Raw genomic sequence first — 19,222 nt, forward strand, 5'->3', positions numbered from 1 at the left:
CCGTGGCGGGATTACACCCCTAGTACTCAGGGGCTACGCGGGGAGAAGATGCTGGTCTATGCTTCACCCGTGAAACAAGGCGATGAAACAAGAGTCACCGTGCGCGACCTCGCGGCCGTCACCGGCCTCTCCATCGCCACCGTCTCCCGGGTGCTCAACGACCGGTCGAACGTCGCGCCCGGCACCCGCGACCGGGTGCTGCGCGCGATGGGCAACCTCGGCGAGCGCGCCCCGCGCCGGCGCGGCACCCGCGGCCAGGCCGCCGGCGTCTTCGTCCGCTGCCCTTACGTGCTGACCGACTACTTCGGACTGATCGTCTCCGCGGTCGCCGAGGCCTGCGAGCCGCACGGCCTGCACGTGATCCTGAACGCCGGCACCGTCGCCCAGCAGGCCCGGGTGCTGCCCACCCTGCCGGAGCGGCGGGACGTGGCCGGCGCGGTGCTGATCCTGCCCCCGGAGCCGGGCGCCGAGCTGATCCGGCTGCGTGACCGCGGCTTCCCGTTCGTCCTGGTGGATCCACGGATCGCGCCGCCGCGCGACGTGGCCGCGGTGTCCGCCGCGCACTTCGCCGGCGCCCGCGCGCTGACCGCGCACCTGATCGAGCTGGGACACCGCCGGATCGGCATCATCGGCGGCCCGCGGGACTGGCTGGCCAGCGACAACCGGTTCCACGGCTACCTCGCGCCGCTGGCCGACGCCGGCGTGTTGCCCGACCCGGAGCTGCACCGGTTCGTCGCCGAGCCGATCACCGAGCTGGGCCACCGGGCCGCCGCCGAGCTGCTCGACCTGCCGGACCGGCCGACCGCGCTGCTGGCGTTCAACGACAAGATGGCGATCGGGGCGCTGCGCGCGGCGGCCGAACGCGGGCTGCGGGTGCCGCAGGACCTGTCGGTGGCCGGTTTCGACGACATCGACCTGGGCTCCGCCTGCGAGCCGATGCTGACCACGGTCCGGCAGCCGCTCGGCGAGATGGGCCGGATGGCGGTGCACCTGCTGCTGCGGATGCTCGGCGGGCACCGGTTGGACGCGCTGCACCTGGAGCTGGCCACCGAGCTGGTGGTGCGGGATTCGACGGGTCCGGTGCCCGCGGCCTGACGTGTTTCACGGTTCCGGAACCGAAACGACGCATCCGGAAGCGGCAGCGCATTGACTGACGTCTTTGCCGAAGGTTTCCTTCGTGTTACGTCATCCCCTTCCCCCGAGGGAGTCCGTCATGCGCAAGTCCCTGCTTGCGGCCGCGGTGCTGGCCGGGAGCGTGCTCTACGCCCCGGCCGCATTAGCCGCCGGTGAAACCGTCAACGTCTACCTGACCACCACCTCGGACAGTGCCGGTCGCAACGTCACCCGCGGCCTGCAGCAGCAGGCGGCGATCGCCTTCGGCCCGGCCGGTGGGAGCGCCGGCACCACCATCACCGTCAACGAGGGCAGCACGTACCAGACCTTCGAGGGCGGCGGCGCGTCGATCACCGACACCACCGCGTACCTGCTGCGCGGGGGACCGGTCACCGCGGCGACCCGGGACGCGGTGATGACCAAGCTGTTCAGCCCGGCGAACGGCATCGGGCTGTCCTTCGTCCGCAATCCGATCGGTGCCTCCGATCTGTCCCGTCCCGGCAACGTCTCGCTGGACGACACCTGCTGCGACCTGAACGACTTCGGCAGCAACGGATACGACACCAACGTGCGGCTGCTGACGCAGCAGGCCAAGCAACTCAACCCGAGCCTGCGGGTGATGGGCGTGCCGTGGAGCTCGCCGGGCTGGATGAAGGACAACGGCCGGATGGACCAGATGGGCTGGCTGAAGTGGGAGTACTACCCCATGTACGCCCAGTACCTGGTCAAGTACCTGCAGAGCTACCAGGCCGCGGGTGTGCCGGTCGACTACCTGTCGGTGCAGAACGAGCCGAACTGCTGCCAGGCCTCGAACCCGGCCGCGATGAACTACCCCGGGATGAGCTGGAACCCGTCCGGGCTGGTGGAGTTCACCAAGAACCACGTGTACCCGGCGCTGCACGCGGCCGGACTGAACACCAAGGTGCTGATCCACGACTGGAACTACGGCGACTACGCGAGCTTCGGCTCGGGGATCCTCTCCGACGCCGGGGTGCGCGGCGACTCGGCGTTCGGCGGGATCGCCTGGCACGGGTACGCCGGGAGCCCGACGGTCGGGACCGACGTGCACAACGCGTACCCCTCGGTGAAGCAGTTCGAGACCGAGCACTCCGGCGGCACCTGGATCGGTGATCAGCACAACGAGGACATGACCAACATCATCGACTACACCCGGAACTGGGGCAGCTCGGTGGTCAAGTGGAGCCTCGGCGTGGACCAGAACATGGGCCCGCACAACGGCGGCTGCGGCACCTGCACCGGCCTGATCACCGTGCAGAACGGCGGCTCCCGGGCCGGCCAGGTCGACTACACCGTCGAGTACTACACGATGGGGCACCTGACCAAGTTCGTGAAGCCGGGCGCGGTCCGGATCGACACCAACGCCACCAGCGCGGTGCCGAACGTGGCCTGGCGCAACCCGGACGGATCGAAGGCGCTGATCGCGCACAACGGCGGCGGGTCCAGCCAGTCGGTCCGGGTGAACTGGGGCGGCCAGTCGTTCACCTACACCCTGCCGGCCCGGACCACGGCCACCTTCACCTGGTCCGGAGCCGTGGTCGCGAGTCCGGGCGGCACGATCACCGGGCTGGGCGGCAAGTGCGTGGACGTGGCCGGGGCGGCCGCCGCCAACGGGACCGCGGTGCAGCTGTACACCTGCAACGGCTCGACGGCGCAGCAGTGGACCCGGGCCGCCGACGGGACGCTGCGGTCGCTGGGCAAGTGCCTGGACATCGTGGGGCCGAGCACGGCCGACGGGACGCTCGCGCACCTCTGGGACTGCCACACCGGGACGTCGCAGAAGTGGACCTACGACAGCGCTACCCAGCACCTGGTGAACGGATATTCCGGCAAATGTCTTGATGTGAAGGACAACAGTTCCGCCGATGCGACCCGGTTGCAGGTGTGGACCTGCACGACGGGCGCCAACCAGAAGTGGGTGCTCAACTGATGCTGCTCAAAGTGGTGATGGCCGCAGCCGTCGCGGTCGCGCCGATCCACGCCCCCGCCGAGCGGGCGGCCGTCGTCACCGGGACCTACTCGGCCGGCCTCGCGCAATGGCAGGCGCTGCCGGCGACTCATCTCGACAGGTCGAACAAGTCCGCGCAGGCCACGGTCGTCATCGACCCGAGCCGCACCGAGCAGCGTTACGCCGGTATCGGCTTCTCGATCGACGAGACCAGCGTCTCCAACCTGTGGAAGCTCACCCCCGCCGAGCGGGAACGGGCGATCAGGCTGCTGGCCGACCCGAAGACCGGTGCCGGGCTGGACCGCTTCCGGCTCACCATCGGCAGCCCGGACCTGATCGAGCACCTGCCGTTCTGGTCCTACGACGAGTTGCCGGCCGGCGTGACCGAGGACCGGGACCTGCGGCACTTCTCCATCCAGCGCGACGTCGACCTGCACATCGTCGACACGATCAAACTGATCCAGAAGTACAACCCGAGGGCCACCTTCTTCGCCTCCGCGTGGAGCGCCCCGGCCTGGATGAAGACCAACAACAAGTTCCTCGGCGAGGTCGCCCTCAAGCCGGGCAGCACCACCGACTACTACCAGGCCGGCAAGCTGCGCGACGACTGCATCGACGTCTTCGCGCGCTACTACGTCAAGTACCTCCAGGCCTACGCCCGGCACGGCATCAGGGTCGACGCGATCACGCTGCTCAACGAGCCCGGCATGGACGTCGTCTATCCGGCCATGGACATCAGCGTCGAGCAGCAGCAGAAGCTCTCCGTCGCGATCAAGCGGGAGTTCCGCAAGGCCGGCCTGCGCACCGACCTCTACGTGCACGACTTCAACTTCTGGGACTGGCGCGACCCGAACAGCACCGCGACCAAGAACTACCACCGGATCCTCGACGACCCGAAGGCCGCGGCGGCCGCCGACGCGATCGCGTTCCACCCGTACTGGGGTGACCCCGCGGTGATGCGCGACGCGTACCGGCAGACCGGCAAGCCGGTGCACATGACCGAGACCAGCGATCTGTCGCCGGCCACCGTGCTCTCCTACTTCCGGCTCGACGCGAGCAGCTATGTGCTCTGGGCGCAGACCACCGACCAGGACGGCGGCACGCTTCACTGGACCAGTGCGCGGGACAACAATGTGGACTGGGACGAGGTCGCACGGACCAGCAAGTGGCCCGACCGGCTCGTCAAGGTCAACACCAACACCGGGACTTTTTCCGTACGAAGTGAGCTCTACCAGCTCGGCCAGTTCGCCAAGTACCTCACTCCGGGGCACGTCCGGGTCGAGTCCAGCGCGGCCGACCACGGGGTGAGCAGCGTGGTGTTCCGGGACGGCGACGACTACGTGGCGGTGCTCGGCAACGCGAACGCCACGGCCACCAGCGTCCGGGTGATCACGGGTGACCGCTCGTTCGTGGGGACGGTGCCGGCCGGGGCGTACGCGAGCTATCGCTGGACCAGCCGCCACCCGGACTCGCGGCACAACCGCGCCCCGCGCCTCGCCGGCGTCCCGGACGTGGTCGCCGACCAGTACGGGACCGTGCGGATCCCACTGCACGCGACCGACTCTGATCGCGACAGGCTGGCGTTCTACGCCACCGACCTGCCGGCCGGCGCGCGTGTCGACGCGGACACCGGCGTGGTCACGCTGAGCCCGGCCGTGGCCGGCGAGCAGGAGTTCACCGTGGCGGTGACCGACGGCCGGGCGCACGCCGAGACGACCGTGCACGTGACCACCCGGCCGCACGGCGCACCGGTCGGCGCGATCGTCGAGGCCGAGGCCTACACCGCGCAACACGGCTGGACCGAGGGTGGGGCGAACTTCGTCGAGAGCAACGGCGCGGCCAGCGGCGGGAAGAACATCGGCTGGACCGCGCCCGGCAACTGGCTGTCCTACCGGTTCGACGTCCCGGCCGGGAGCTACCGCCTTCAGCTGCGGGTGGCCAACGGCTCCGGCGCCGCGGCTCCGGGCGCGATCACCGTCCGCGACGCGGCCGGGACCGTGCTCTCCACCGTCACGGTTCCGGACACCGGAGGATGGTCGGCCTACCAAACGGTCGAGGTACCGGTCTCGCTGGCCGATGGTGATCAGGCACTGACGGTTTACTGTGAGACCGGTGGGTTCAACCTGGACTACCTACGGCTGACCGAGTAGGGGCGGTTTGCCGCCGACCTGCCGGAGGCGTGCCACAAGCTCGCCTTCGGCAGCGTCGGATACCGGGTCGACCCAGAAACCCAGCGGAACGGCCCGGAGATTGCGGCCCTGCGGGTCCAGCAGGTGGCCGCCGAGCTTCATCACCCAGAGCGCGACCGAACGGTCGATGATCGTCAGCTCGGGGACCTGAGCGCCGAGCCGGGCCTCGAAGGCCGCGATCTCCTGCACCGCGCGCAGCCAGACCACGAGCAGCAGGTTCGCGCTGCCGGAGAGCGTCGCGCAGAAGCGGGTCTCGCGCATCCCGCTGAGCTTGCCGACCACCCGGCCGAGGTCGCCGGGCGGCAGCGTGCCCCAGAGCGACACCGAGATCGGATAGCCGGAGACGTACCGCGCCACCTCGGCGCGGTAGGCGATCGAGCGGTCCGCCTCGAGGCGGTCCAATCGGCGGCGGACGGTGGTCGGGCTGAGTCCCAGGCGCTCCGCGATCCGGACCGCGGGCTGCCGGGGATCCTCGCTGAGTGCCCGGATGACGTCCAGGTCGTCGGCGCTGAACGCCCGCTTGCCCGCCGGGCCCCGGTGAGTGGGCAGCGCCTGCCGGGCCTCGTCGGTCAGCCGGTCGAGCCGCCACCGGCTGCCCTCGATGTGCACCGTGACCGCGATCTGGGTGCGGGACGCGGCCACCCCGGGCAGCATGCCGAGCCGGAAGCTGAGATATCGCGCGAGCTGCGCGTGATCCGCGAAGGCGGCCTGGATCAGCAGGTCCCGTGCCCCGGTCACGTGCTCCAGGGTGACGATGTTGACGTCTCCGGCCAGCCCGGCGGCCACCTCGGGCAGCCGGCCGGCGACGCAGTCCACCTCGATCACCGCGAGCACCACGCCGGGGATGGCCAACTGCGCCGGCAGGCAGCTGATCCAGGCGTGCCCGGTGCGGTACAGCCGATTCCAGCGGCGGGCCGCGGTCGAGCCGTCCACGCCCAGCGCCGCCCCGATCCGCTGCCAGTCGGCCCGCGGGGCCAGCTGCAACGCGGTGATCAACTGGTAGTCCAGCTCGTCGAGGGTGACGGTTTCCGGCGCGTCAGCGGGCTGCATCGGCGGATCTCTGCAATCCGGCCGCGGTAGCGATCATTTTGCCGACCATACCGGGCATGTTCACCGCACTCGACGCTCTTCCGTTCGCCGACCGCCTGATCAGCCTGCGGCACGCGTTGCACCGCGAGCCCGAGCTGGGACTGGACCTGCCGCTGAGCCAGGCCAAGGTGCTCGGCGCGCTGGCCGGGCTGCCCCTGGAGATCACCATCGGCACCGGCCTGACCTCCGTCACCGCGGTGCTGCGCGGCGGCCGCCCGGGACCGGCCGTGCTGCTGCGCGGTGACATGGACGCACTGCCGGTGCAGGAGGAGAGCGGGGTCGCGTACGCCTCGACGATCCCCGGCGTGATGCACGCCTGCGGACACGACATCCACACCAGCGCCGTGGTCGGCGCCGCGCACCTGCTCGCCGCGCGGCGCGCGGAGCTGGCCGGGGACGTGGTGTTCATGTTCCAGCCCGGCGAGGAGGGGCAGCGCGGGGCCAAGGTGATGATCGAGGAGGGTGTGCTGGACGCGGCCGGCTCGCGGGTGGTCGCGGCCTACGCCATCCACGTGGCCAGCACCATGCTGCCGCTGGGCGTGGTCGCCACCCGGCCCGGCACCATCCTGGCCGCCTCCGACTCGGTCACCGTGACCGTGCACGGCAAGGGCGGGCACGGCTCGTCCCCGCACCTGGCCGTGGACCCGGTGCCGGCGCTCTGCGAGATGGTCACCGCGTTGCAGACCATGATCACCCGGACCGCGGACGCCTTCGACCCGGCGGTGCTGACCGTGGGGTCGATCCACGCCGGGTCGGCGTTCAACGTGATCCCGGAGATGGGGACGTTCCAGGCGACGGTGCGGACGTTCTCCCCCGGCACGCACCGGAAGATCCAGGCGGCGGTGAAGCGGGTGGTGCAGGGCATCGCGGACGCGCACGGGGTGCGGGTGGAGATCGACTACCAGGCGAACTACCCGGTGACCGTGAACGACCCGGCCGAGGCGGCGTTCGCGCTGGCGACCGTGCGGGGGCTGGTCGGGCCGCAGCGGGCGTTCCAGGCGCCGCAGCCGGTGGCCGGGGCCGAGGACTTCTCGTTCGTGCTGGAGCAGGTGCCGGGGGCTTACCTGATGGTCGGCGCGGTGCCGCCGGGCACCGACCCGGGCGCCGCGCCGATGAACCACGCGCCGCAGGCGGTCTTCGACGACCGCTCGGTGCTGGAGGCGGCCACGGTGCTCGCCTCGCTGGCCGCGGCCCGTCTCGCCAAGGCGTCCTCCGATGCCGTCCCTGCCGCCGCCACGAACCCTGCCGCCGCTCCGGACACCGCTCCGGACACCGCTTCGGGCGCTGCTTCGAATCCCGCTTCGGGCGCTGCTTCGGGCGCCGTTTCGGGCGCTGCTTCGGGCGCCGTATCGGGCGCTGCTTCGGGCGCCGTTTCGGGCGTTGCTTCGAATCCCGCTTCGGGCGCTGCTTCGGACACCGTTTCGGGCGCTGCTTCGGGGGCGGCCGAGTGACCGCGGTCGCCGAGAAGACGCCGAAGGTCGCCGCGGTCGTCGGCCTGCTCGTGCTCTTCGAGCTGACCAGCGGCTTCATCCAGGGCAGCATCAGCCCGCTGCTCCCCGCCCTCGGCACCGAGCTGGGCATCTCGGACGCCCACCTGAACTGGGTGACCGCCGTGCAACTGCTGGCCTCGGCGGTCTCCGTGCCGGCCTTCGGACGCCTCGGCGACCTGCACGGCCACCGCCGGATGCTGCGGATCGCGCTGGCCGGCGTCGCGGCCGGCAGCCTGCTGGTCGCGCTCGCCCCCAACCTGCCCCTGCTGCTCGCCGGCCGACTGCTGCAAGGCCCGCTCGCCGCCCTGCTGCCGCTGGAGATCGCGCTGGTCCGCGACCGGCTGCCGACCGAACTGGCCCGCAAGGCGATCGCCCGGCTGGTCGGCGCGCTCACCCTCGGCGCGTTGCTCGGCGGAGTGCTCGTCGCCGGCCTGCACGAGGTGATCGGCAGCGCCCAGGCGACGCTGCTGGTGCCGGCCGTGCTCGCGATCCTCTGCGTGCCGGTCAGCTTCGTCGCCGTCCCGGAGAGCCGGAACCTGGCCGCCGGCCGACTCGACCTGCCCGGGGTGGTGCTGCTCAGCGTCGCGATGGTGGCGCTGCTCGGCGGCATCTCGCTGCTGAGCACCGCGGCCGGGGCCGGCGCGGCGCTGGCGGTGGCCGGGCTGGTGCTGTTCACCGGCTGGGCGGTGCTGGAACTGCGGACCGCGGAACCGCTGGTAGACCTGCGGGCGCTGACCGGGCGGCACGTCGCGCCGTTCTTCGGCTGCTCGTTCGTCTTCGGCATCGTCTATTTCGGAAGCCAGGCGCCGGACTCGACGTTCCTGGCCGCGTCCCCGGCCGAGACGGGTTACGGCTTCGGCCTCACCGCGCTGCAGATCTCCCTGGTCGCGCTGCCCGCCGTGATCTTCGCAGTGATCGGTTCGTCGTGCACGGCGCTGATCGCCGCCCGCTTCGGCTACCGGCACACGCTGGTCGCGGCGTTCCTGGTGATCGCGGCCGGCTTCGTCGGGACTGCCCTCTTCCACGCCCAGGTGTGGCAGCTGCTGGTCGTCAAGGTCCCGATCGGCCTGGCGGTCGGCGTGGCCCTGGGCGCGATGCCGACCGTCATCGCGGAGACCGCCGACCCGTCCCGCACCGGCATCACCACCGCCCTCTACAACAACGTCAAAACCCTGGGCGGCGCGGTAGCCGGTGGCGTCGTCGCCGCCATCCTGGCCGGTGTCGTCCTCGACGGCGCCGACACTCCGGCCGAATCCGCCTACGTCATCGTCTGGTTGATGTGCGCCGCCCTCTGCACCCTCGCGGCCCTGGCCGCCAAATTCGCCCGCCGCGCAGAGTGATGCCCACTCAACGCCGCAGCCGAGATCCGAGCTGGCCCTGGCGGCCCTTTCCCGGGCCTTCATAGGGCCACCAGAACCAGCCGAAGTCATCGAGCTGGCACCCATGGCCCTTTCCCCGCCCCGGATAGGGCGACCAGCGCCAGCCGAAGCCATCGGGCTGGCGCTCATGGCCCTTTCCCCGATCCGGGTAGGGCGGTCAGTGCCAGCCGGAGCCATCGGGCTGGTGCCCATGGCCCTTTCTCGGATGCGGGTAGGGGCGGTCAGTGCCAGCCGGGGCTGTCGGGCTGGTGCCCATGGCCCTTTCTCGGATGCGGGTAGGGGCGGTCAGTGCCAGCCGGGGCTGTCGGGCTGGTGCTTATGGCCCTTTCTCGGATGCGGGTAGGGGCGGTCAGTGCCAGCCGGGGCTGTCGGGCTGGTGCTTATGGCCCTTTCTCGGATGCGGGTAGGGGCGGTCAGTGCCAGCCGGGGCTGTCGGGCTGGTGCTTATGGCCCTTTTTCGGATGCGGGTAGGGCGGTCAGTGCCAGCCGGGGCTGTCGGGGGCTGTCGGGCTGGTGCCCATGGTCCTTTGCCGGGTGCGGGTAGGGCGGTCAGTGCCAGCCGGAGCCATCGGGCTGGCGCTCATGGCCCTTTCTCGGTTGCGGGTAGGGCGGTCAGTGCCAGCCGGGGTTGTCGGGCTGGTGCTCGTGGTCCTTTGCTGGGTGCGGGTAGGGCGGTCAGTGCCAGCCGGGGTTGTCGGGCTGGTGCCCATGGTCCTTTCCCCGATCCGGGTAGGGCGGTCAGTGCCAGCCGGGGCTGTCGGGCTGGCGCTCATGGCCCTTTCCCCGACCCGGATAGGGCGGTCAGCGCCAGCTCTCCCGAGTGCACCGGGCAGGGCGGACGGCGTTGCCCGAGGGGTGCCGGCTGCATGGCGCACCGAAAGCCGGGCCATGGCCGGGAATGGTGGCTGCGGACCGGAATCGGGCGCGGACCAGGCCAGGCCGGGGCATCAGCCGGCCGTAACCGGCAGCCGGGGTCGTGGCCGGCGGATTGGTGGCCTGCCGTGCGGATCGTGACCGGGCGCGGATCTGAATCGGCGGCCGGGGTCGTGGCCGGCGGATTGGTGGCCTGGCGTGCATCGTGACCGGGCGCGGATCTGGATCGGTGGCTGGGGTTGTGGCCGGCGGATTGGTGGCCTGGCGTCTGGATCGGGATTCGCGGGTGCGGGGGCTGAGTCGGGTGCGGGTTGCGGGGGTTTCGGTGACCGACCGCGGACAGTGAAGAGGGCGGCGATTGTTTTGGACGCGCAGCGGCCAGATCGCCGGCCTCGGCCCGCGCGGGAGCATGCGGTCCGCACCCCGCCGGGCCTGCGTACATGAAGATGTTGATCTTTATGGGTGGGAAAAAGGCGCCGCTCGGGATCGGGCGGCGCCTTCGTCGGTGGAACTAGTTGTGGGCGACCGGGCAGCCGCCGGTCAGCTTGCCCAGGAACGCGTTCGGGTCGTAGTAGTGCTCGACCTCGAGGAGCTTCAGGTCGTCGTTGACCTTGGCGACGCTCATGCCGAACATCTCGATGGTCTTGCCGTTCGGCTGGAAGCCGTGGTACTCGCCGTCGAACGAGCCCCAGTGGCGCCACTTGAAGGTGACCACCGGCGGCGGGCTGAGGACCTCGAGGACCTCCCAGTAGAAGCCGTTCGGGAAGGCGCCGTGGAAGACGTCGTGCTGGCCGTCGAACGACTCGGGCTTGTAGAACACGCTGTCCCCGACGAGGACGTTGTAGCTGCCCTGGTCGGCGATGTCCTGCGCGGAGGCCCAGCCGCCGCCGTTGACGTTGGTGCGGAAGTGCTCGGTCACCATCGAGACCCAGGTGGCCGGGTCCTTCTTGTGCGAGACCTCCATCTCGAAGACCTGCACGATCGACTCGACGATCGCCTCGAGCGAGCCGGGCGCGTGCTGCGTGGTGCGCTGCCCGGGCATCACGACGGCCGACAGGTGGTAGTCAGGCGTGCCGTGCCGGAACTCGGTCGGGTCGGCGGCCTCGATTACGGCATCGCGGCCTTGCAGCCACAGCGGCGTCTCAGTCAAGGGGTGTTCCTTCCAACGAGGGGGAGGGGGCCCTTAGGTCGCGCTTCGGTTACCCCCCGTAGTCCAAAGGCGATGATCACCCTATCCACGTTGGACCTGCGAAAAAAGATCCCATCGGTTAATAGCTATTTGCGTATCGATACATGTATTAACGACCGGCGAAGTCCAGGGCCTGTGCCAGATCGGTGATCAGGTCGTCCGGGTGCTCGATGCCGACGGCGATTCGGACGGTTCCGGGACTGATGTGCGTTTCTTGCAGTTCCTCCGGACTCAATTGCCGGTGCGAGGTGCTCGCCGGATGCAGCATCAGCGTCTGGGTGCCGCCGAGCGACGGGGCGGCCCGGATCAGCCGGACCCGGCTCAGCAGGCGCACGCCCGCGTCGTAGCCGCCGGCCAGATCGAAGCAGAACGGGCCGGGATAGCCGGTGACGTGCTTGGCCGGGACCGGGCCGGTCCAGCTCACCGAGCTGACCGCGGGGTGCCCGGCCAGCCAGGTGGCGACCCGGGTCACGTTGGCCGCGTGCCGGTCCATCCGCAGGGCCAGGGTTTGCAGGCCGCGGATGGTCAGCCATGCGGCGAACGGGTCGGCGGTCACCCCGAACTCGACCGCGTACTCCCAGGTGCGCTGGTGCAGCTCGCGATCGGCGAAGACGACCAGGCCGCCGGTGACGTCGGAGTGTCCGTTGAGGAACTTGGTGGCCGAGTGCACGACCACGTCGGCGCCGTGCTCGAGCGGGCGGCAGAAGATCGGGGTGGCGAACGTGTTGTCGACCACGGTCAGCACCCCGGCCTCGCGGGCCACCGGGGCGAGCGCGGGCAGGTCGCTGACGTGGCCGGTGGGGTTGGCGATGGTCTCCAGGTAGAGCACCCGGGTGCGCGGGGTCAGGGCGGCGCGCACCTCCTCGGGGTCGTGACCGTGGACCCGGGTGACCGTGACGCCGCGCCGGGTCGCCAGGTCGTGCAGCAGCGCGTGGGTGCCGCCGTAAACGCTGTGCTGGGCGATCACGTGGTCGCCGGCGTCGAGCAGGCTGTGCAGCAGCATGGTGATCGCGCCCATGCCGGACGAGGCGGCGATCGCGGCGGCGCCGCCCTCCAGGTCGGCGACGGCGTCCTCCAGGGCGCGGACGGTCGGGTTGGCGAAGCGGGAGTAGACGTAGGCGCCGTCCGGCCGGTGCAAGCCGTCGGCCATCAGTTCCGGGTCGGCGAAGGCGAACGACGAGGTCTGATAGATCGGCACCGCGAGGGGCGTGCTGTGCTCCGGGATCGGCGCGGTGACGTGGACCATGCGGGTGTCGGGATGCATACCCCTGATGTTGCGCACGGTGACCGGCCGGGTACAGAGCCAATGCCGGTATATTGGTTCGCCGATGAGTCCAATCTCGCCCGCCGACCTTGCGGCCCGCCTCGGCCGCTGGTCCGCCGGCCGCGGTCCGCTCTATCTGCTGCTTGCCGGCCGGCTGCGCGCCCTGATCGACGACGGCGAGCTGCCGCCGGGCACCGGTCTGCCGACCGACCGGGCGCTGGCGGCCGGGCTCTCCGCCGGGCGGACCACCGTGGTCGCCGCCTACGACCTGCTGCGCCAGGAGGGGCGGCTGGTCCGGCGGCAGGGGAGCGGCACCTGGGTGGCCGGCTCGGCGCCGGGTCCGCTGAACGCGACCGAGCCGACCGTGAACCCGGTCTTCCTGCACCTGCTTGACCCGCCGGACCACGTGGCCCAGTTCGCCTGCGCCGGGCCGACCGGGGCGCCGCCCGCGGTGCTGGACGCCTACCGGACCGCGCTGGGCGGGCTCGGCGGGCCGGACCTGGGATACCACCCGGCCGGGCATCCGGTGCTGCGGGCCGCGCTGGCCGCGCGGTACTCGGCGCGCGGGGTGCCGACGACGGCCGAGCAGATCCTGGTGACCACGGGTGGGCAGCAGGGGCTGGCGCTGCTGGCGCGGGCGCTGATCGCGCCCGGCGCCGAGGTGCTGGTGCAGGCGCCGACCTATCCGGGCGCGCTGGAGATCTTCCGCGAGTCGGCGGCGGCATTGCTGCCGGTTGCGACCGACGATTTCCGGTACGCCGAAGCGCTGTCCCGCAGACCGTCGATGGCTTATCTGATCGCCCGGTGCCACAACCCGACCGGGCGCAGTGTGCCGGGGGAGGAACGGGCGCGGATCGTGGCGGCGGCGCTGGCGGAGCGGGTGCCGTTGGTGGTCGACGACGTGCTCGCCGAGCTGGCCTTCGCCGATCGGCCCGCCCCCTCGGGCGCCGCTTCGTCCGGCGGGGCCGTGCCGGACGCGGCGTTGCCCGAGGCTGTGCCTGGCATGGTCGCTTCTGACGTGGCCATGCCGGTTGCCGCGCTGGCGCCCGGCGCGGATGAGGTCATCACGGTGGGGTCGCTCAGCAAGCTGGTCTGGGGCGGTCTGCGGATCGGCTGGGTGCGGGCGCAGCCGGCGCTGATCGGGCGGCTCGCGCGGCTCAAGGCAGTGGTCGACCTGGGCAGCGCGGTGCTCGACCAACTCGCCGCGGTGGAGTTGCTCGCGGAGCTGGACAGGCTGGTCGCCGAGCGGGCCGGGGTGCTCCGGGAGCGGCACGACCACCTCTGCGCGGAGTTGCGCGAGTGGCTGCCGGAGTGGGAGTTCGCACCGGCGGAGGGCGGGCAGACGCTCTGGGTACGGCTGCCCGGCGCGGACGCGGCGTCGTATGCGCAGGCGGCGCTGCGGCAGGGGATCGCGGTGCTGCCCGGCGGGTCGCTGGATCCGTCCGGCGGGAGCCTCGACCGGTTGCGGATCCCGTTCGTGGCGGAGCCGGCGGCGTTGAGTGCGGGGGTGCGGGCGATGGCCGAGGCGTGGCGGGGGTTCGCCGGGCGGGCGGCGGGGAGTCCGCCGCCGCTGCCGGCCATCGCGGTTTAGGTCAGCTCTCCGGGGTGGGGAGTTCAGCCACGCCGGGTTGTTTGGCGGGCGGGGTGACCAGGGCGGCGGAGAGCGTCTCGGTCGCTTCCTCGGTCGCCTGCTTCGGCGTCGCGACGGCCGCGAGGACGGTGGTCTTGTCGTCGTCTGCCGGGACCGCTGCGAGGACGGTGGTCTTGTCGTCGTCTGCCGGGACTGCCGTGCGGACGGTGGTCTTTTCGTCGTGTGCCGGGACTGCCGTGCGGACGGTTGCCTCGTCTTCGGCAGGGGCCTTCACCGCGGAAAGAACGGTGGTCTTCTCCTCGGCCTGGGCCGGGGTCGCCGCCGGGGTCCGGACCGCGGCCGGGCCCGGCGTCGCGCCCGGGGCGGCCGGAGCAACGGTCGGCTTGTTGTCGGCTGGGGCTTTCGCGGTCGGCAGGGCGGTCGGCTTGTTCTCGGCCGGGGCCTGCACGGTCGGCAGGGCGGTCGGCTTGCTCTCGGCCGGGGCCTTCACCGCCGGCAGGACGGTCGTCTTGTCGTCTTCCGGAGCGGCCGTGGCCGGCTTGGCAGCGGTTTTCGCGGCCGCCGAGGCAATAGCCGAATTAGTGGTAATACCGGATTTATTAGATTTCGGCGCTTCGGGCGCGGTTGCGGCAGCCTTTGCCGGCGCGGAAGGGGTCGCCGGCACAGAAGCGGTCGCCGGCACAGAAGCGGTCGCCGGCACGGAAGCGGTCGCCGATGCGGCCGCCTTCGCGGGGACGGAGCCTGCCGCCTTTGCGGGGACGGAGCCTGCCGACTTCGCGGGGACGGAGCCGGCCACCGGCGCGGCCTGTGCTGGAGCGGTAATCGGTGCTGCCGCCTTCGCAGGGGCCGGAGCGGTCGCCGGTGCAGCGGCCTTCGCGGGAGCCGGGGTGGTCACCCGCGCCGCCGCCTTCGCCGGGGCGGCGGCCTGCGCCGAGGCGGCGGCCTTGGCCGGGACGGGAGCGGCGGCCGGCGGGACGGATGCGGTCAACGGTGCGGCCTTCGCCGGTGCGGCGGCCTGCGCTGGGGCGGCGGCCTTGGCCGGGACGGGAGCGGCGGCCTGCGCTGGGGCGGCGGCCTTCGCCGGGACGGGAGTGGCGGCTGACGGGATGGCCACGGTCGGCTCGGCTCCGGGCGTACCGAAAACTTGGGTCTTGTCGTTGCGGTGGGAGAGCGGCGCGGGAGTCGGGGCCGGGAGCGCGACCGTCGGGTCGGCCTGCGGGCGCGGCGGCATCGGCTGGGCGGTCCGCAGGACGGTCGTCTCGATCGCGGCCACGGTGTCTCCGGCCACCCTGGCCGAGCCGCGGAACCGGCCGATCTCGCCGATGATCGGCAGCACCGGCGGCTCGTAGCGTGCCCAGCGGCGGGCGCTCAGCGCGGTGCACAGCAGCGGCACGGCGAGCAGCGCGGCCAGGCCGTAACCCGGGCGGCTCAGGTCGAAATCGGTCTTGACCACGTCCGGCGGCCAGACGCCGGCGTAGGACTCGGGCGCGCTCCACGCCCAGTACGTCACCCCGAGGAACGTCGCGCCGACCAGCGTCGGACCGGCCGGGGAGATCGGCGAGAACGCCATGATCGCGTAGAGGATCCCGGCGAAGATCAGCAGCAGCAGGCCGCTCACCGACTCGGCCGTGAACATGTCCCGTCCGCGGCTGACCAGGTCGTGGGTGAAGCCGACGCCGGCCAGGACCCAGGTGGCGGGGGCGAGCACGAGCGCGTACAGGATCGACCGGAGGTGACGCATGGTCCGGCACGCTACCTCGGCCGGGCAACGACCGCTAAGTCCGCCGTATGGTGCCGGGATGGACGAAGAGCACCAAGGTCGACCGATCGCCGACAGCCGGGTCACCCTCAGTAAGATCATGACGGCGGTGGACGTCAATCTCTACGGCACCGTGCACGGCGGGGTGCTGATGAAGTTCGTCGACGACGTGGCCGGCGCCGCCGCGGCCCGGCACAGCGGGGGCACCGCGGTCACCGCCGCCATCGACGAGATCGTCTTTCTGGAGCCGGTCCGGGTGGGTGACCTGGTGCACGCGTACGCGCAGGTCAACTGGACCGGCAAGAGCTCGATGGAGGTCGGCGTGAAGCTGGCCGCCGAGCGCTGGGACGAGGTCGGCGGCACCCCGATCCCGGTGGCCACCGCCTATCTGGTCTTCGTCGCGGTCGATGTGGCCGGCAAACCGCGGACGGTCCCGCCGGTGGTGCTCACCGACATGGACGACAAGCGCCGGTTCAAGGAAGCATTGATCCGCCGTGACCATCGTCTCGCTCGCCGGGCCGCCATCCAGCGGGCCCGGGCCGAGCAGTAAGAAGGTCCGCGCCGCGGTTGGTGAACGTTAGGGTGAGCGCATGACGGTGACGATGGGCACAGTCCTCTGGGAGCCGCCGGTCGACGTCCGGCAGACCTCGCGGATCGGCGACTATCTGGCCTGGCTGGCGCGGGAGCGCGGGCTGAGCTTCGCCGGCTATCCGGCGCTGTGGGACTGGTCGGTCACCGATCTGGGCGGCTTCTGGAGTTCGATCTGGGACTACTTCGGCGTGGTCGCGCACGATCCGCCGACCGCGGTGCTGGGCGACACGATGATGCCGGGGACGCGGTGGTTCCCCGGCGCGACGCTGAACTATGCGGAGAACGTGTTGCGGATGCCCGGCATCGGCGACGACGAGCCGGTCGTCCTGGCGTACTCGCAAAGTCGCGAACCGATCACCCTGACCGCGCGGCAGCTCCGTGAGCAGGTGCGGCGCGTGCGTGCCGGGCTGAAGGCCCGGGGGGTCGGCAAGGGCGACCGGGTCGCCGCCTACGCGCCGAACATCCCGGAGACCTATGTGCTGATGCTGGCCACTGCCAGCCTCGGGGCGATCTTCTCGTCCTGTGCGCCGGAGTTCGGCTCGCGCAGCGTGATCGACCGGTGGAGCCAGATCGAGCCGAAGGTGCTGGTCGCGGTCGACGGCTACAAATATGGCGATAAAGCGGTTGATAGGCGCGCTGAAGTCGCCGCCATCACCGCCGCCTTGCCGTCGCTCGAGCACGTCATCACCATCCCCTATCTCGGCATTGAAGGCGATTTTTCGGATCTGTCCGGCGAGGACGCGCTGACCTTCGAGCCGGTCCCGTTCGATCATCCGCTCTACGTGCTCTACAGCTCCGGCACCACCGGCCTGCCCAAGCCGATCGTGCACGGCCACGGCGGCATCCTGCTGGAGCACCTGAAGATCCTCGCGCTGCACCACGACCTGGGCCCGTCCGACCGGTTCTTCTGGTTCACCACCACCGGCTGGATGATGTGGAACTACCTGGCCAGCGGCCCGGCCGTCGGTGCGGCGATCGTGCTGTTCGACGGCAACCCGGGCTGGCCCTCGCTGGACGCCCTCTGGGATCTGATCGACACCGCGGGGATCACCTACTTCGGCACCTCCGCACCGTTCCTGATGGCCTGCCGCAAGGCCGGGCTGACGCCCCGCAAGCGGTTGAAGGGGCTCGGCTCGACCGGGGCGCCGCTCCCCGTGGAGGGCTTCGCCTGGGTCTACGAGGCGGTCGGCACGGACCTCCAGTTGCTCTCCCTCTCCGGCGGCACCGATGTGTGCACCGGCTTCGTCGGCGGTGCGCCGCTGCTCCCGGTCCGCGCCGGGATGATCTCCGGGCGCAGCCTGGGCGCCCGGGTGGAGGCGTTCGACCCGAGCGGCAAGCCGGTCGTCGGCGAGCTGGGCGAGCTGGTGATCAGCGCGCCGATGCCGAGCATGCCGGTCGGTTTCTGGAACGACCCCGACGGTTCGCGGTACCGCGAGGCCTACTTCGACGTCTTCCCCGGCGTCTGGCGGCACGGGGACTGGATCACCATCGCCGAGGACGGCAGCTGCGTGATCACCGGCCGCTCCGACGCCACCCTGAACCGGGGCGGGGTCCGGCTCGGCACGTCCGAGTTCTACTCGGTGGTGGAGAGCCTGCCGGAGATCGCCGACTCGCTGGTGGTGCACCTGGACGCCGCCGACGACCCGAACGGCGAGCTGCTGCTCTTCGTGGTGCCCGCCGAAGGCGTCGAGGTCGACGACGCGCTGCGCGCGCGGATCGCCCGGGAACTACGCGGGTCGCTGTCGCCGCGGCACGTCCCGGATGCCATTTTTTCGGTACGCGCGGTGCCCCGCACGTTGTCGGCGAAGAAGTTGGAGGTGCCGGTGAAACGGATCCTCACCGGCACCCCGATCGAGTCGGCCGCGGCCACCGGCGCCCTGGCCAACCCGGAGTCGCTGACCGCGTTCGCCGAGCTGGCCGAGGTCAGGCGCTCAACACCAGGCTGACCTTCTCCGCGGTGGCGCGGGCGTCCAGTTTGCTCTCGTCCAGATTCGCGCAGAGCACCGCGGACGCCCCGGCGACCAGCGGCGCGAGCAGCCAGTCCACCGGGTCCGGGTGGATCGCGACGTCGATCAGGACCCGGTCGCCGGCGCCGAAGCCGAGCTGGCCGGCCCGGTCCTCGGCGGCCTCCAGGACGTCCTGGTGGCTCAGCTCGATCGGGCCGGCGAAGGCACGGTCGGCCGGACCGACCGGCTCGCCCCGGAAGTGATCGCCGTGGTTGCGCACCTCGGTGACGAAGTCGGCGTATCCGTCGGGCAGCTCGCGCAGCGGCATGGCGAGCGGGAGCAGGCCGGTCGCGTACCGGTCCACGGTGGGCCAGGCGGCGGCCCGGGCCACCCGGTCCGGGGTGGTGAACAGCGCCTCCACCGGCTGCGGGTCACCGCCCAGGTCGGCCAGGTCGGCGGCGAGCCCGGCGGCCGACACGCCGAGCAGGATGGCGGCGGTCTGCCAGTGCGGCGGCAGGAGCAGCGCGACGCTGTCGCCGTGCCCCAGGCCGACGCCGTCGACCAGCAGGTTCGCCGTTTTGGACACCCAGTTGTCCAGGGTCGCGCCGGACAGCTCGGCGCGGTCTCCGGTGGCGTCGTCGTACCAGGTGAGCAGCGGTGCGGCCGGGTCACGGCGGACGGCCTCCGCGAGGGCCTGCGGGATCGTGGTCATCATCGCCCCTCACCTTAGGGCCGTCACTGTGCGTGGTCGCTCCGGTGCGTCTTTCCGGCATCGATTACGGC

The 19,222-nt window shown here is 71.4% G+C and carries 13 protein-coding genes; 8 read left to right on the forward strand and 5 right to left on the reverse strand.

Annotated features, from left to right (window positions below; translation table 11 throughout):
• Window positions 1-69 precede the first annotated feature (69 nt).
• The 3 genes from Aiant_RS25785 (at window position 70) to Aiant_RS25795 (ending at window position 5,229) form a co-directional block, all read left to right on the forward strand.
• Entirely contained in the window at window positions 70-1,095 is a 1,026-nt protein-coding gene (locus Aiant_RS25785) for a LacI family DNA-binding transcriptional regulator (protein WP_229829890.1), read from the forward strand.
• 118 nt (window positions 1,096-1,213) lie between these two features.
• On the forward strand, window positions 1,214-3,061 hold the full coding sequence (locus Aiant_RS25790) for a ricin-type beta-trefoil lectin domain protein (protein ID WP_189329413.1): 1,848 nt from the start codon (window positions 1,214-1,216) through the stop codon (window positions 3,059-3,061).
• Window positions 3,061-5,229 (forward strand): carbohydrate-binding protein, encoded by a 2,169-nt coding sequence (locus tag Aiant_RS25795; RefSeq protein ID WP_189329414.1) that lies wholly within the window; start codon window positions 3,061-3,063, stop codon window positions 5,227-5,229. The genes Aiant_RS25790 and Aiant_RS25795 overlap by 1 nt, the downstream gene beginning before the upstream one ends.
• Here Aiant_RS25795 and Aiant_RS25800 read toward each other — a convergent pair.
• Window positions 5,212-6,318, reverse strand: a complete 1,107-nt coding sequence (locus tag Aiant_RS25800; protein ID WP_189329415.1) for an Lrp/AsnC family transcriptional regulator — start codon at window positions 6,316-6,318, stop codon at window positions 5,212-5,214. The genes Aiant_RS25795 and Aiant_RS25800 overlap by 18 nt on opposite strands.
• Window positions 6,319-6,374: 56 nt before the next feature.
• On the opposite strand from Aiant_RS25800, the gene Aiant_RS25805 reads away from it, so the two are divergent.
• Together Aiant_RS25805 and Aiant_RS25810 are read left to right on the forward strand one after the other, a co-directional pair.
• Complete coding sequence (locus Aiant_RS25805; RefSeq protein ID WP_229829891.1) at window positions 6,375-7,808, forward strand: M20 metallopeptidase family protein; 1,434 nt, start codon at window positions 6,375-6,377, stop codon at window positions 7,806-7,808.
• Window positions 7,805-9,187 carry an MFS transporter gene (locus Aiant_RS25810; protein WP_189329416.1) on the forward strand — a complete coding sequence of 461 codons (1,383 nt, stop codon included), beginning with the start codon at window positions 7,805-7,807 and terminating at the stop codon, window positions 9,185-9,187. Before Aiant_RS25805 ends, Aiant_RS25810 begins: the two co-directional genes overlap by 4 nt.
• A 1,423-nt stretch (window positions 9,188-10,610) precedes the next feature.
• Here Aiant_RS25810 and Aiant_RS25815 read toward each other — a convergent pair.
• Window positions 10,611-11,249: a nuclear transport factor 2 family protein gene (locus Aiant_RS25815; protein ID WP_189329417.1), complete on the reverse strand. Its 639-nt coding sequence runs from the start codon at window positions 11,247-11,249 to the stop codon at window positions 10,611-10,613.
• Between the two features lie 148 nt (window positions 11,250-11,397).
• Window positions 11,398-12,552, reverse strand: coding sequence for a trans-sulfuration enzyme family protein (locus tag Aiant_RS25820; protein ID WP_189329418.1), 1,155 nt, complete (start codon window positions 12,550-12,552; stop codon window positions 11,398-11,400).
• A gap of 64 nt (window positions 12,553-12,616) precedes the next feature.
• Between Aiant_RS25820 and Aiant_RS25825 the strand changes: the two genes are divergently transcribed.
• A complete protein-coding gene (locus Aiant_RS25825) occupies window positions 12,617-14,143 on the forward strand; it encodes an aminotransferase-like domain-containing protein (protein ID WP_189329419.1) in 1,527 nt (508 codons plus the stop codon).
• A gap of 1 nt (window position 14,144) precedes the next feature.
• On the opposite strand, the gene Aiant_RS25830 is transcribed toward Aiant_RS25825, so the two are convergent.
• A complete protein-coding gene (locus Aiant_RS25830) occupies window positions 14,145-15,884 on the reverse strand; it encodes a hypothetical protein (RefSeq protein ID WP_189329420.1) in 1,740 nt (579 codons plus the stop codon).
• Between the two features lie 58 nt (window positions 15,885-15,942).
• On the opposite strand from Aiant_RS25830, the gene Aiant_RS25835 reads away from it, so the two are divergent.
• Window positions 15,943-16,452 (forward strand): acyl-CoA thioesterase, encoded by a 510-nt coding sequence (locus Aiant_RS25835; protein WP_189329421.1) that lies wholly within the window; start codon window positions 15,943-15,945, stop codon window positions 16,450-16,452.
• Between the two features lie 52 nt (window positions 16,453-16,504).
• Entirely contained in the window at window positions 16,505-18,439 is a 1,935-nt protein-coding gene (locus Aiant_RS25840) for an acetoacetate--CoA ligase (protein ID WP_189329761.1), read from the forward strand.
• Here Aiant_RS25840 and Aiant_RS25845 read toward each other — a convergent pair.
• A complete protein-coding gene (locus Aiant_RS25845; RefSeq protein WP_189329422.1) occupies window positions 18,417-19,154 on the reverse strand; it encodes a TIGR03089 family protein in 738 nt (245 codons plus the stop codon). The genes Aiant_RS25840 and Aiant_RS25845 overlap by 23 nt on opposite strands.
• Between the last annotated feature and the right edge of the window lie 68 nt (window positions 19,155-19,222).

The organism is Actinoplanes ianthinogenes (genome assembly GCF_018324205.1).
Lineage (GTDB): Bacteria > Actinomycetota > Actinomycetes > Mycobacteriales > Micromonosporaceae > Actinoplanes > Actinoplanes ianthinogenes.

Excerpts from the sequence above, each read along its gene's own strand:
- Aiant_RS25830 (WP_189329420.1), bottom strand. The coding sequence starts at position 15,884 with ATGCGTCACCTCCGGTCGATCCTGTACGCGCTCGTGCTCGCCCCCGCC.
- Aiant_RS25845 (WP_189329422.1), bottom strand. The coding sequence starts at position 19,154 with ATGATGACCACGATCCCGCAGGCCCTCGCGGAGGCCGTCCGCCGTGAC.
- Aiant_RS25825 (WP_189329419.1), top strand. The coding sequence starts at position 12,617 with ATGAGTCCAATCTCGCCCGCCGACCTTGCGGCCCGCCTCGGCCGCTGG.
- Aiant_RS25820 (WP_189329418.1), bottom strand. The coding sequence starts at position 12,552 with ATGCATCCCGACACCCGCATGGTCCACGTCACCGCGCCGATCCCGGAG.
- Aiant_RS25840 (WP_189329761.1), top strand. The coding sequence starts at position 16,505 with ATGGGCACAGTCCTCTGGGAGCCGCCGGTCGACGTCCGGCAGACCTCG.
- Aiant_RS25805 (WP_229829891.1), top strand. The coding sequence starts at position 6,375 with ATGTTCACCGCACTCGACGCTCTTCCGTTCGCCGACCGCCTGATCAGC.
- Aiant_RS25795 (WP_189329414.1), top strand. The coding sequence starts at position 3,061 with ATGCTGCTCAAAGTGGTGATGGCCGCAGCCGTCGCGGTCGCGCCGATC.
- Aiant_RS25790 (WP_189329413.1), top strand. The coding sequence starts at position 1,214 with ATGCGCAAGTCCCTGCTTGCGGCCGCGGTGCTGGCCGGGAGCGTGCTC.
- Aiant_RS25800 (WP_189329415.1), bottom strand. The coding sequence starts at position 6,318 with ATGCAGCCCGCTGACGCGCCGGAAACCGTCACCCTCGACGAGCTGGAC.
- Aiant_RS25835 (WP_189329421.1), top strand. The coding sequence starts at position 15,943 with ATGGACGAAGAGCACCAAGGTCGACCGATCGCCGACAGCCGGGTCACC.